The sequence below is a fragment of the Woeseia sp. D3-10 genome (genome assembly GCF_055809415.1).
In genome coordinates, this window is the sequence record NZ_JBVVTW010000007.1 from 1,766,694 (window position 1) to 1,780,477 (window position 13,784).

The 13,784-nt window shown below is 53.9% G+C and carries 11 protein-coding genes; 4 read left to right on the forward strand and 7 right to left on the reverse strand.

The genetic code is table 11. The features are described 5' to 3' along the window. Positions 1-74 precede the first annotated feature (74 nt). On the reverse strand, positions 75-1,172 hold the full coding sequence (locus AC0L8N_RS08445) for a LysR family transcriptional regulator (protein WP_473667191.1): 1,098 nt from the start codon (positions 1,170-1,172) through the stop codon (positions 75-77). Positions 1,173-1,808: 636 nt separating this feature from the next. Between AC0L8N_RS08445 and AC0L8N_RS08450 the strand changes: the two genes are divergently transcribed. Next, positions 1,809-3,221 carry a Na+/H+ antiporter NhaC family protein gene (locus AC0L8N_RS08450; RefSeq protein WP_473667192.1) on the forward strand — a complete coding sequence of 471 codons (1,413 nt, stop codon included), beginning with the start codon at positions 1,809-1,811 and terminating at the stop codon, positions 3,219-3,221. Between the two features lie 11 nt (positions 3,222-3,232). After that, positions 3,233-4,828: an N-acyl-D-amino-acid deacylase family protein gene (locus AC0L8N_RS08455; protein WP_473667193.1), complete on the forward strand. Its 1,596-nt coding sequence runs from the start codon at positions 3,233-3,235 to the stop codon at positions 4,826-4,828. A 244-nt stretch (positions 4,829-5,072) separates the two neighbouring features. Here AC0L8N_RS08455 and cuyB read toward each other — a convergent pair whose 3' ends face one another. The 4 genes from cuyB to AC0L8N_RS08475 all read right to left on the reverse strand — a co-directional run bounded on the left by cuyB (position 5,073) and on the right by AC0L8N_RS08475 (position 8,964). Further along, a complete protein-coding gene (gene cuyB, locus AC0L8N_RS08460; RefSeq protein WP_473667194.1) occupies positions 5,073-5,867 on the reverse strand; it encodes a cysteate racemase in 795 nt (264 codons plus the stop codon). A 413-nt stretch (positions 5,868-6,280) separates the two neighbouring features. Further along, entirely contained in the window at positions 6,281-7,282 is a 1,002-nt protein-coding gene (gene cuyA, locus AC0L8N_RS08465; protein WP_473667195.1) for a D-cysteate sulfo-lyase, read from the reverse strand. Between the two features lie 162 nt (positions 7,283-7,444). After that, the gene (locus AC0L8N_RS08470; RefSeq protein WP_473667196.1) at positions 7,445-8,374 is read right to left on the reverse strand and encodes a LysR family transcriptional regulator; all 930 of its coding nucleotides are present in this window, start codon (positions 8,372-8,374) and stop codon (positions 7,445-7,447) included. A 356-nt stretch (positions 8,375-8,730) separates the two neighbouring features. Then, entirely contained in the window at positions 8,731-8,964 is a 234-nt protein-coding gene (locus AC0L8N_RS08475) for a tautomerase family protein (RefSeq protein ID WP_473667197.1), read from the reverse strand. 366 nt (positions 8,965-9,330) lie between these two features. On the opposite strand from AC0L8N_RS08475, the gene AC0L8N_RS08480 reads away from it, so the two are divergent. Both AC0L8N_RS08480 and AC0L8N_RS08485 read left to right on the forward strand, forming a co-directional pair. Continuing rightward, a complete protein-coding gene (locus AC0L8N_RS08480) occupies positions 9,331-10,068 on the forward strand; it encodes a TorF family putative porin (RefSeq protein ID WP_473667198.1) in 738 nt (245 codons plus the stop codon). Positions 10,069-10,071: 3 nt separating this feature from the next. After that, on the forward strand, positions 10,072-11,001 hold the full coding sequence (locus tag AC0L8N_RS08485) for a hypothetical protein (RefSeq protein WP_473667199.1): 930 nt from the start codon (positions 10,072-10,074) through the stop codon (positions 10,999-11,001). Positions 11,002-11,438: 437 nt separating this feature from the next. On the opposite strand, the gene AC0L8N_RS08490 is transcribed toward AC0L8N_RS08485, so the two are convergent. Further along, positions 11,439-12,134 (reverse strand): GntR family transcriptional regulator, encoded by a 696-nt coding sequence (locus AC0L8N_RS08490; protein WP_473667200.1) that lies wholly within the window; start codon positions 12,132-12,134, stop codon positions 11,439-11,441. Positions 12,135-12,588: 454 nt separating this feature from the next. Beyond that, positions 12,589-13,770 (reverse strand): fumarylacetoacetate hydrolase family protein, encoded by a 1,182-nt coding sequence (locus tag AC0L8N_RS08495; RefSeq protein WP_473667201.1) that lies wholly within the window; start codon positions 13,768-13,770, stop codon positions 12,589-12,591. Positions 13,771-13,784: the final 14 nt, after the last annotated feature.

Consider the following 13,784-nt stretch of genomic DNA (forward strand, 5'->3'; position numbering starts at 1 on the left):
TATCTGTAATGGCTGTCGATGATAGGTAGCGAGTTCATGCACAAACAATGAATAAATGGGGCGTGAGCATAACCTCAAGTTATTCCCTGCCGATCGGCTCTGAATGCGCTTTTCATCTCGACCGTGTTGTTGCAGGGACACTCTCCACTCGTGCAAACGAGACTGTGGCTCCCGCCGTAGGCAGGCAACGGAGCAATGCTCGCTTCCTTATAGAGCAATGGCATTTCAAGTACCGCCATCATCGCGCTTGACACTTCACTTGCGCATTCGAGAAAACGCTTCTGTACGGGATTCAACTCGCATTCGTCGCGATACACAGCATACAACGATACTGGAATTTCCGGCGCAGCCGGCCGGGCCTGAATCGTATCGTCGCCGTCACCAATCGCCGTAAAAGGGTCGACCAGTGCGAGGCCATGCCCTTTCGCCACAAGTGATCGTGCCATTTGATACGTCTGAACGAGAATCGAGACTGTCGGCTGCGGCGATAGATTGTCTATATGGGATTGCAACTGCCCACCCAGCCTATCGCCGGGAACAATGCCGACTATACGTCGCGCTGCAAGGTCCTCTATTGGAACCCGCTGACTGAGTTCGCAATCCGACCACCATCCGGACGGCGCAATGACCATCATGGAACCCCGGCACAGAACTTCGGAACGAATCCCGGGATGATCGGGTTTCTGCAACGTCAAGCCGATATCCGAAGCTCGAAGCAGAATCGACTCCAGCATTTCTTCAGAGTGCTGTGTACCAAGTTCGATACCAGCAGTCGGCATCACACGTTGCAGTCGAGTAACTGCCTTTGGAACTGCGGCTAGCGCCAGGCCTGGCGTACTAACGATCTTCAATCCACAGCTTTCGGAGGCCTTGAGATTGGACGCCAGCCGCTGAAGGTCGCGAACCTCTCCTGAAATCCTCTCAATCTGATCTTGCAGGACCTCACCTTTGGACGTCAGCTGCAGACCGCCCCTCACCCGGTTAAACAATGCGAAACCTAGTTGTTGCTCCGCCTGCTGCAGTCGCTTCGTGGCAGCTGGCTGCGAAATGTTGAGCATATTGGCGGCACCAGTAAGTGTACCCGCCTGCAATACTGCCTCGAATATTTCAACGTGTCGGAGACGCATGGTTGCCGCCGGATGTCTTGAACCGGAAGAATGTTGTCTGTTCACGTTTGTTGCCTCATTGGTAAACGCAGTATTGCCGGCGTATGCCGGCTTGCGATTTTCGTTAAGGAGACGTGCAAAGTATGTGCCAGCCCAACGGTCGACTTTTTCACGGGAAATTTTCGATAGTAGATACCGTCGCCGCATCGCTTGGGTGCGCTTTGCCATTCTGTCGCACGAGTTAGGTGCATCAGACTGTTGCTCAAACCACAATGTGGCGGTAGTAAGCTGGGAAGGCTGTCTCGACTTTTCTTTGTATCGATTCGTTTCGTTGCCATGCCGTCCTCGCAATTGAGACGCGGTACCAATCTTGTTCGAATCAAACTAGTTACAAAACCCGTTAGCTTCCAAAGCCGAATGTGCATCCGTGTATGCCTTTTGCGCATAACTCGCACTGGAAGGACAACAAGTTGGAGCGAGAAAACTACTGCGGTGCTAACAAGGTATGCGAAAGCCTCGTATGGATCGGATGATCGATAGCGGAATTGTACTGCCCAGCAGAGCGCTTTCGCTATGTGAATCACACATGCGTTAATCAGGCTTTCGCATTGGAGATAAACCGGCTCCTGCAGTACTTTTGCACGCTGCCGCAACAACGACCTTCAGGCCAGCAAATGTTTGAAACGCGCACGAGCAAATTACGTGTCGACTGAATTGCAGGACGACAGACTCGACTTCCACGGTGGAAGCCTCACAGCTCTGGTACCCATCCTCGTCCTGATCGGAGGACTGACCTGGATTTCACTGGCCGAAAAGGGCGGCACCGCTGAATTCTGGGTGTTCGCCTGGCTCGGAATTGTGGTTGGTCTTTTCTTTGCAAAGAACAAGACAAAGTATTGCAACTCCGCACTCAACGGCCTATCGGACAGGGGTGGTGTGACCATCATCATTGCCTGGTTGTTTGCAGGTGTACTTGGCAAGGTCATGGTTGCTGGCGGTTTGGTCGACGGCATACTGTGGCTCGGCACCACGTTCGAAGTCGGCTCTGCACTGTTTGTGGTGCTCGCATTTGTGGCTTCAATGGTCTTCGCGGTTGGCACCGGAACTTCGACAGGGACAGCACTGGCGCTGGCGCCGGTCTTGTATCCAGCGGGTGTATTTCTCGGTGCGGATCCTGTGGCACTCGCTCTGGCGATCCTAGCTGGTGGTGTCTTCGGCGACAATTTGGCGCCAATCTCTGACAGCACAATTGTCTCTGCTCTAACCCAAGGTGCAAGAATTGACGATGTGGTGCGCAGTCGGTTTCCGCTAGCAATGAGCGCAGCGGTCATCGCCGCAATTGCCTTGTACCTGATGGGGCAATCCGCTGGCGAAGCAGCCTCTCTAGGCGCTGACGTTGTGGCAGAACCTAAAGGGCTTATGATGCTCGCCGGCCTCGCAGTGGTCGTCATCAGTGCACTGAAAGGCCGCCACCTAGTCGAATCACTAATCTACGGCATTGGCGCATCCGTCCTGGCCGGTGTTCTTATCGGCAATCTGGCACTCACGCAACTGCTGCACATTCCGGAAGCGCGAGGACTGTCAACCGGCCTGATTCAAGATGGTTTGGGCGCAACGCAAAATGCCATTGTGTTTGTCCTCTTGCTACTGGCGTTGACTCAGGTCGTGGTAGACAGCGGCATAATGTCCCGATTTCTCGGTTTTCTGCAAAGATCAGTTGTTAAGACAGTCAGGCAAGCTGAGCTGGCAATAGTAGGCATTACCGTCGCAATTTCGATTCCTATTTGCTCGAATGCGCCGGCTCTGCTCATTGTCGGGCCCAGTATCGTCAAACCACTCGGGTCTCGCTTTCGTCTGTCAGCGGCGCGCAAAGCGAACCTGATGGACTGCGCAGTCTGTTCCGTCTTTTATATGCTGCCCTGGCACATTGCGGTAATGGTTTGGCACGCTGCAATTGTTGAGGCCGCCGAAAGCTATTCCATATTCGCCCCCGAAATTTCCATCGCACTGCTGAATCCTTACGCCTGGGCTATCTTGGCGGTTATTTTGTTCTCCGCACTTACTGGTTGGAATCGACGATTCGAACCGGACACAACAACTCCTGAAGTTCATTGAGGTACCTGTTTATGCGAACGACGTTACTGGCCGCAACTGCTGTTCTTGCTTTCTCCGGTGCCGCCATGGCGGCGGCAGACGTTGATCTTCTGATCGAGAATGCCCGTATCGTCGATGGTAGTGGCAATCCCTGGTATCGCGGGAGTGTGGCGATTGAGGACGGGGTCATTGTGCAAATCGGCCGGAACCTGGACGTCAATGCGCAACAAACGATCGATGCCGAATTCCGTGTACTGGCGCCGGGCTTTATCGATGTGCATACACACATCGAATCCGGTATTACCGATAATCCACGGGCTGACAATTTTATTCTGGATGGCGTAACAACCGTCGTCACCGGCAATTGCGGTAGCTCTACGGTTGATCTCCCGTCCTGGCGACAGTCGATTGTCGGTCCCGCAATCAATATTGCGACCCTGGTAGGACACAATTCCGTCCGGACGGCAGTGATGGGCCGTGAGAATCGCTCGCCCACACAGGCGGAGATGTTGGAGATGGAAAGCCTCGCAGAGCAGGCAATGATTGACGGCGCAGTCGGGCTGTCAACTGGTCTGCTGTATGTACCCGGCACTTTTGCGAGCACCGATGAAGTCATTAGTCTGGCGAAGGTTTCCTCAAAGTTCGGTGGTATCTACTCGACGCATATACGTGATCAAGGCCCGCGCTTGAACGAGTCAATCGAAGAAGCGGTGACAATCGGGCGTGAAGCCGACATTCCGGTGCAAATCTCGCACCTGAAGATCAAGGGCCCGATACGTTGGGGCAGGATCAACGAGACGATTGGCTTGATCGAAGAGTTTCGCGCCGACGGCATTGAAGTTACTGTCGACGCCTACCCTTATGAGCGGGCAAGCACGAGCCTCGCTGTGATGTTGCCATCCTGGGCCACCGCGGGTAGCGCTGACGACCTGCTCGCTAGGCTCAATGATTCGGAAACTTACCGACGCATACTTGAAGAGATGGAAGTAATGCGCACCGACAGCGGCTATCCCGACTTTTCGTTTGCCACGGTCGCCAACTACCCACCAAATCCGGCAACAAATGGCCTCACTATTAGCGAGATCAATGCAGATCTCGAGCGGCCGGCGACAGTAGCAAGCGAGATGGAGCTGATTCTGCAGATGATGGCCGATTCGGCCCAACTTGGTCACACAAACGGCGCGCAGATGGTTTATCACTTCATGAGTAAGGACGATGTCGACACTATTTTTCGTTACCCCAATACGGCTGTCGCCAGTGATGGGGGAGTAAGGGAGTTTGGGGAAGGCATACCGCATCCACGCTCTTACGGTACGAATGCGAGAGTGCTAGCTGAATTCGTCAGAGAGCGGAATGTACTGTCATTGCCGGACGCGATCCGCAGAATGACGTCGTTGCCTGCTCAGGCATTTCAGATGCAGGATCGCGGTCTGATTCGTACCGGCTTCGTTGCAGACCTGGTTCTGTTTGACCCGGACCAGGTACAGGATCTGGCAACCTACTCCGATCCGCATAATTTTAGCCGCGGCTTTGACTATGTACTGGTCAATGGCGTTGCTGTAGTCGAAGAAGGTCAGGTTACGAACTCGCGGCCTGGTCAGTTCGTTAACGGACCAGGCGCCCGGTAGCCGTGCGCTCGAGCTGGCCTGGTCTGCAAAGAGGCACGGCCAGGACACGAAAGTCGGTGATGAAGTTCCTGCAACAATTGCATGGCCTCACAGTCTCCCGTCGTTAACGGGATCGCCTGCGACGGCACGACAATCAATCCCTGTTGGAGCTGTAGCTATCGATTGTAAAGAGTATCCAGCTTGACGTTTGTTCGCTCTGAGAGAGCATCAGGTAGAGCTACTCGCACGTGGCACCGCAGCTCCACTATCGAAACGATGGACTGCGAACACCAAGTGAGTAATCAATCACTCCATCAACAAGGATGTCGCAGGGATTGAGTAACGGCACGCGCAGCATCTCGCTTGCCAAGACGTGCGGAATTTCAGCGCAACCCGCGATAACAACTTGCGCCCCAGCATCAACAAGCGATTGAGCCAGCATCTGAACCTGTTTAACCACGCTTGGTGAAACATCATCGGCTTTGATTTGTTCAAGCAGCAGTGTGAATAATTCTATCTCCGGTTCGCACCAGACGACGGCTTCAAAACCGACAGCTTCAAGTGCTGTCTGATACAGGCCCGCGTCCAGACAACCTCGCGCTGCCATCACGCCGACTCGGCGTCGGCTGGAAAAGCGATCTGCCAGGACGTCCATTACCTCGTCGACCATGCTAACGAACGGAATACTCGTCGCGTGTTCAATATCGCGTTGGTAGGCGTGGGCACTGCTACAGGTCAAGACCAGAAAATCCGCACCGCCTGATTCGAGATTCTGCGCCATTCGGGCCAGATGAGGTCCGGCACTCTCTCCTTTACCACTGATCGCATCGGTCCTGTCAGGAACGACCGGATTGTGATCAATGATCAAACGAAGGTGTTCCTGATCCGTGGCAGCATCCGTTTCACGTATCACCTTGGCCAGAAAATCTATCGTAGTCTTCGGACCCATTCCGCCAAGGATTCCAGGGACCAGGACCTGCGCAGTGTTACTCACGTTGACCCGAGACTCGCTCGGCCGATTCAGGTTCGTTCTTGGCACAGACGAAAAGCGCCATGCCATGCAACAGGTTTCTCACATCCCCCCCCCCACTATCTGGCTGTTGGCCACACCGACGACCAATCAAGACCTCTGGCAAAGTTGAGTGTAGTTATCCGGGTGATATCGAACTAATGCTTTTCCAGCATTAATTAATAGTCGGCGAACATGACATGACGGCAATGTTTTTCATGCGCTGCAGATTGCGCAGCATTTCCTCGACGTTGTCGATATTCTGTCAATGTCTCGCAGCATGGAGAGAGCAACAAAGCTCCAGTCAGAAGGCCCGTAGTCCTTGAGGCCTTGCTGCTTAGGCAGTTATCACTGCGTGTACGTATTTGTGAAAGTACGCAAAGGTCGGAAAACCTGAAGTCGATTGGTACCGCATTCTGCAACGTTTGCGCCAGTTCAGTACTCCAGGAGAATTGCTGCCACGATCAATCGGCTTCGAATATTGCCCTGTATCCGGACAGAGCCTGTGCACCACCTGTGTGCAGGAAGACCAGATTCTCTTGTCCGCTGAAGTGGCCCTTTCGAATCAAATCGATGAATCCGGCCATGCCTTTTCCGGAATAGACAGGGTCCAGCAGAATCGCTTCCGTCTGAGCTAACAGATTTACCGCTTCCAGCATGCTGTCGGTTGGCACACCGTATCCACCACCTACATATTCACAATTTGCCACCACATCTTCTCTTCGAACCACACCGGGAACTGATAACAGATCTGCAGTGCGCTCCGCCAGCTTGAATACGTTAGTTTCCTGCAGATCCTTTGGCGCGCGAACACCAATACCGAGGAGAGGAATGTGGCTGTTCGTTGCACGCAAACCGGTAATCAATCCTGCCTGAGTACCCGCGCTTCCGGTCGCATGCACCAGATGATCAATCCGCAGCCCCATGTTGTTGGCCTGAGTCAGCAATTCCAGGGCCGCATTAGCGTAGCCAAGCGCGCCGATTGGATTGGAGCCGCCGCCCGGAATGATGTACGGCTTCTTACCATCGTCACGTAATTGCTGGGCGATTTCCTCCATAGCCGCATTCATGTCGGTATCTGCCGGTACTATCGATACGCTGCAGCCAAGGATTCGATCAAGCAACACGTTGCCGTTGGAATTGTAGTCTTGCTCTTTGCTGCCGGTTCGGTCCTCAAGCAGCGCATGGCAGCTCAAGTTTAGTTTGGTGGCTATTGCAGCTGTTTGCCTCACATGGTTGGACTGGGTAGCACCCTGAGTAATGATGCAGTCAGCCCCCTGATTCAGCGCATCGGCCAACAAGAACTCAAGTTTTCGGGTCTTGTTTCCGCCACCAGCGAGGCCCGTGCAATCATCGCGCTTGATCCACAGATTTGGACCACCCAGCACTTTGCTGAGGTTGGGCATTGGTTCGAGTGGCGTCGGTAGGTGGGCAAAGTTGAGTCGCGGAAATCTCGCAAAGTGCATCTTGATATCCAGTCCATAATAGTAGTGTCACTATTATAGAGACCACGGACTGGGCAACTCTAATTCGAATTCGGCAGACCACGCTAAGTTTTGTGCATAACCGCAATGACGTCGCGGTCAATGCGCGATGTTAACAAAGTATTATCGAAACGAACGGAATTCTCAGAACTTGCTTGAACGGTCAATCTCGCTTTCTTGGCACAGCGGCGAGTCCTGAATCAAACTCCACGCGCGCTTTGTTAGTTCGCTGGCTCTTCGTGGGTTCATCAAGAGAACGACAGAAAGGTCTATTGCACCGAAGTGCTCGTCAAGCGAGGCCAGTGAGCCACTCTCGAGTTCGCTGGCAACTAGCGAACGAGGGATCCACGCGATCCCCATACCGGACATAACGAGCTTTTTCAAAGCCATGGTCAACGAAGAGTCGCAGACATTCTCAATCACGTAGTCCTGAAAACCTCCGGCAATCTGCCCTCGATTGACAACATTGCGCAGGAATGAACCGACGGGATAGTTCAGCATCTTCAGTGTTGTTTGTGTTTCGGGATCATGAACCCGGTTTCCCGCCGAATCTGTCGCAGTTACGGGAATCAATTGCTCGTCACCGAGATTCAGCTTGTCGAGATTGTCGCCGTACTGTGCGGAAAAGACAGACGATTCGTAGCACAGCAGGAATGCGACGTCGCCATTTTCCAACCAAGCAACACATTCAGGAAGATTTGCTGACCTGAGTCGGACTGTCACTGATTGCAGTTGGCCGTTGATGATAGATAACAGCTGCGGGAAAACACTGGTAGTCAGTGTGTGTTGCGTGGCGAACGTTACGCTCTTTGTCGCTGATTCAGCCCTCAATGAGTTTCTAATGTTATAGACGTCAACCACAGCATTGCTGACAGCAGGTATCAGGCGCTCCATGGCCGGAGTGAATTTTATGGGCTGTGAAGTTCGATCGATGATGTCCTGTCCGACCCATTGCTCGAACAACTGCACGCGCCTGGAGAAAGCAGGTTGCGTGATATGTCGCCGCTCAGCCGCTCGTGAGAAGTTTCTCTCTTCGTAAAGGACGAGGATATCCTCCAACCATTTTATATCCATTATTGATCCGATTATTCAGACTGGTCTGAGCGCGTTAAGAACGAAACGGTATGATATTCATTTCCATCCGAACTTTCAGGCGAGAATCAATCTACTTTCTGAAGCCTAAGGAAAATTCCCGCGTTTTCAGCGACGAGCAGGTCCGCTCCCGGAAATTCCGGCTGTACGGGAGTTGGTAGCGAATGGTGCTCCGCGAATCGCGGGCGAAGTCTTTTTGCGCAACCGCAAGGCTCGTTTGGTATTAGTCTGCGCGGAAGAGTTGGCGAATCGCAACAGGCAGAACTATGGTCCGGCGCCGATCAATATCTCGGCGCTGGCACCACTTTTGGTTACTGCCTGCAGATTTAAGGAAGTCTCTACCCCGGCTGGGCATGCTCTACTCGAACTCTCTGCAGCACGTCGTACGCCGACAACCGCTGCCCACCGATGGCCCAATCGCCACTCTCGTACTCATTGATCCGAACCCAGGTCACCGGGCGCAGGTTCTCACCCTGGACGTCCAGCACGGCGGTCGTGATCTTCGCGATCAACTGCTCTTTCTGATCCGGGGTCAATGCGTTCTTAAGGGCGTCAACAGTTACGAGCAGCATGCCGCGCTCCTTCAGCCTTTCAGTTTTGCTTCCAGGTGATTCATGAGCTCACCCATTTGGTCGCTCAGGCTGAACTCAATGGCTTCGTAGTCCTCATCAACCCGGCCGTGTGACCTGGCGGCCAGTAGTAGAGCTTCGCCGGCTCTTACCGTCTCTTCACTACCGTCTGCATAGGTGTGGATACGTATGCCATCTCACCACCTTGCTCCGAACACACCAGTACACGTCAGCGATCAGATCAGCAGGACGTCGACCGGATTAACCTATTGAAATAATTACGGTTAGCGAATTCTTGCACGGAGGATGAGCCGATCAGGCCGGCAATGGTGTTTAACCTGGTAGAGGGAGAAGTAAGAGGATCGAACTGTGCGATCAACCACTGCGAATCCGTGCTGCCTGATCTGGGCAATAACAACTGTCCTGCTCATGGAGTTCGCGTCCGCCAATGAAGGCGAAGACCCCCCTGTACCGCTGAGCGGAAGCATAACGATTGCTTCCGACTATGTGTTTCGGGGTATCTCGCAGACGCTGGGCAAACCTGCGTTTCAGGCATCGTTGGATTTGCAACTGGACAGCGGCTTCTACGCATACGCCTGGGCCAGCAACGTGGACTTTTTCCCTGCGAGCGAACCTGACGATGGAGCACGAACAGAGATAAATATCGCCGCCGGGTATGTATTCGACATAGGTGACCGCTGGACCGTTGATGTATCGCTGGTGCGTTACTTTTTTCCCGGCACAAGTGCCGGCACCGATTATGACTACAGCGAGCTGATCTCGGTGATCGGCTTCGACGAAAAACTCTGTGCAACCGTCGGCTACTCAAACTCAGTCGACGGTACAAAAGCCGACAGCTGGTACACCGAACTGGGCTACGCAGTCGCCTTGCCAGCAGAAGTCACTTTCGACGTCGCGTACGGGTATTACGATCTGTCGCGCGCCTACGGTTCTGCGTATGAGTACGCAAGCGCAGCGGTCTCAAAGACATTCGCGGGAGCCGACGTCAGCCTGTCGTACTACGACGCTTTCGGCGGGGCAGATGAAGTCTTTTTCACACAATCCCATGACTCCCGATTCGTCCTGTCAGTCCTGGTGGATTTTTGAACCGTGGAGGCAATATCCGAAAGCTGGTTGTTGCTAGCCTTGCTGGCAGCGGGCTTCTGGGCGCTGTCCTGCGTGGTCGACGTCTGCCTGGTAGGTGCCCGCGTACTCCGCAACCCCCTGGAAGCGGCCGTCACGATGGGACTGTTCAGTATTGTCCCACTGGTTTTTCTGATTCCGAACGCGACTGATTGGGACAGTGTCAGTCTGTTACCAATGAGTACAGCCGCATTGGCCGGCATTTGTTACTTCCTGCATATCTATTTCAACTTCTGTGCGCTGTTCACACTGAACGACAGTCTGAATACCGAAATTTTTAACAACCTCACAGTACTGTTCGTGCCAATTCTGGCTTTTCTGCTGCTCGGTGAACGCCTCGCTCCCAGCTACTATTTCGCGCTTGGTCTTGCACTTTGCGGCGTACTGACATTGCTGCGTGATCAGATAGCGGCAATCAACGGTCGTTTGCTGGTGTGCTTGCTTCAGTCGGTACTTTGCATGTCGCTTGCGATGGTCTTGCAGGCATCAGCGCTGGCAGGTATGGACTATTCCCATGCCGCGGTTGTCTTCGCTTCGGCGTGCCTGCTTTGTGCAGTCTTGCTGGTCGTACTGCGCCATCGCAGCACAGGCAGAATTGTGTCCCTTTGCAGGCGGTTCGGCTTCCTGTTCGCGGGAGTACAGCTCCTGGATATTGCAGCGGTGCTGATATCCCAGCGCTCAACCAGCCTGGCGCCGTCGGTCACGCTGGTAGCGATGGTTGAATGCACGTTGCCCGCGTTTGTCATGATTTTCAGCGGACTGTACCTCGCGTACTCCGGACTCTTCAGAGCGTCGTCGGAGCGGGTGCATGATTCGCTGGCCATTCAGACTGATCATTGGGGAAGTAAGATCGTCTCGATGACCCTGATTGCGGTAGCTATTGCGGTGGTGCAGTAAGGCCTGCGCGGACGATAAGCTCGGGACATCGTCGAGACTGCAAGAGCCGAGCCAATGCGAACGAGAATGGCGGATGCATTGTGGGAGCTGGAATTTTGGCCCTTGCGGCTCTCGGTCATTCCATTGTGTATTGGATAAGATTGCGCTTGACGCTTGTACTTTCAAGACCACCGTGGTGATGCATCAAGTTCGGTATTGGGCCGGCGGCTGCTATAACACTTGCGTGCGCACCGTTAAGTAATTACCTGTTCAAGCGGGTCTTGAGTTTCAGTTGCACTTGCCCCTCCTTCCGGCGGACTCTGATTTCATCAGGTACGACGTCAAGTTTTGAATTGAGCATGCATCAGGTAATCCTGAATTACGTATTGGTCAGGACGCTTTCAGATTGCCCGTCGTGTGGGAGGGGCGCAGGGTGATACGGCGAAGGCACTAATTCGTCACTTGGGTAAGGGGTACTCGTCAATAATGCGTGTCAATTCTTTGGCCGACTTCTCACAATGCTGGTAGTGCAGGTCTCGCGCATCTTGCCAATGGCCTTTCCGAATTGCTGCCAAGACCACATCGTGTTCGGTGTTATTTGCCTCCGGCTTTTTTCGCAGCCGCAATGTCAGCATGCGTGCGCGATGGCCCTGGTCGCGAACGGTATTTGCCATTTGCCGGATTCGACCGTTACCACACAAGTCGATCAACGAGCGATGAAAGCACTCGTCGGCTTTAGCCCAGGCTTCCAGGTCATCACGCTGAATAGCAGCGGCCATATCCACTGTCGACTGGGTGAGAGGCTCAAGCGTAGCTTCATCAGGATTCTGTCGTGCAAGAATTTGGGCTGCGGCGGATTCCAGCGCGGCCAGCACTTCATAGATTTCTCGCATATCGGAGGCAACTACCGGGACAACGCGCATGCCCTGACGGGGCACAATTTCGATCAATCCTTCGCTCTGCAAACGTATCAACGCTTCTCGAATTGGCGTCCGGCTAACCCGCAGGTGGTCGGCTATTTCGGTTTCCAGGGCTTTATAGCCGGGGTAGTAAACATTGTCGAGAATACGTTGCTTGATAGCATCGTAGGCTACTTCGACAAGTGACTTGCCGTGCTTGCGATCTCGATTGGAGTCTAGTGTTTGAGCCGCCATACTTTCGCTACCGTTTTCATTGGGCCGGCCGCAAATCTGGTGCCGGCACATTTGCGTTTGCCAGCGTATCCATGACGCATCCAACCAAGGCGACATTTTCGCCTGTTCGGGTGCTTGAACGCAATGTTTGGAATCGTTACCGAGTATTAGCCAGCGGACTTGTCTATGCCAGACCGACCTCCCACGTCACTCCAGATCAGCTGCTCTGTTTATGACAAGTAGCCCGAAAAGGGGCGCTGCAAGATAGCACTGTGTTTGCCATCGGTATCGACGCTACAGAAGTAAACGACGGGTAACAGTGAGAGTCTTTATATTGACGCCGTGTCTGCACAACGGGCAAACGGATTCAGTCCTTCGACAAGCCCAGGATTGATTGCGCGAAGTACCAGCTGAATATTCAGTTGGCAGTGGGCCGGGCATGACAGCCATCAGTGGGCTCAATAGCCGACAAGTGTCAGAGCAATTGTCTCTCGCGCAAGTTGCGCATGAGCGCTGTAACGCCGAATGTCCAGGGCGCTATTTGATCGCAGTATTCCACAGTGTTTTGCAGCGTACCGAGATGCCGGGACGAAATCCGGACCAGGTCGCCGGTCTTGTGAGTGAAGCCCATATTCTTTTTGTCACGGTCCTGGGTCGGGGCAAACAACGTCCCTGTGAACAATACCAGCCCGTCCGGGTATTGGTGCGACTCATTAATCGTCTGCGAAACCAGCTCCACGACATCGCGTGTAATTTCACTCATCAAACTTTGATCCTTAAGCTCAAAGCCTCCAGCACCGTGAACTTCCAGGCTGACTTTTTCCTGGCGGATGTCGTCCAGCGAAAACGTGTCATCAAAGAGTCTAATCAACGGGCCGATACTGCACGATGCGTTGTTGTCCTTCGCCTTGCCCAACAACAAGGCGCTACGACCTTCAACGTCACGCAGATTGACGTCGTTACCGAGCGTCGCGCCGATAATGTTTGCCCGTGGATCGACGATAAGCACTACTTCGGGTTCGGGGTTGTTCCAATGGGAGATCCGATTAATCCCCACGCTTGCACCCGGCCCGACCGCCGACAAGATCTGCGACTTGGTAAAGACCTCCGCATAGGGCCCAATACCCACCTCCCAATACTGCGACCACATACCTCGCCGGGTAAGCTCCTGCTTGAGTTTCTCCGCGTCATTCGAGCCCGGCACGACCTCCTTCAGTTGGGCACCAAGGTCCGCGGCCATTTCCTCGCGGATCTCAGCGGCCCTCTCCGGTGCACCACTCGCTTGCTCCTCGATCAAGCGCTCCAGCAAGCTGCAGGCGAAAGTCACACCGCAGGCTTTGATCGCCTGCAAGTCAATTGGCGCAAGCAAGCGTGGTAGCTGCGGATTCGATTCCCCAGATGTACTGTTTTGGAGCAGCGCCTCAACACTCGATATCCGTGGCAATGCCACTGCGCTGTGCAATCGATCAAGAGGAGTATCTGCAAGTAGTTCAGCCATCGTCGGCGCGATGCCACAGAGATCGTAAACGCCATCTTCGCGCAACCAGACTGGCGCTGGACCCGCGACAGAATTGGTAGCACTGGTCGGTAACCAGACCCTGCCTAGCAGTGTGCCTGCTAGTGCATCGTCCGGAAGAATGGTCGGGTATGCCGTCATGATAAGTTGCTCGA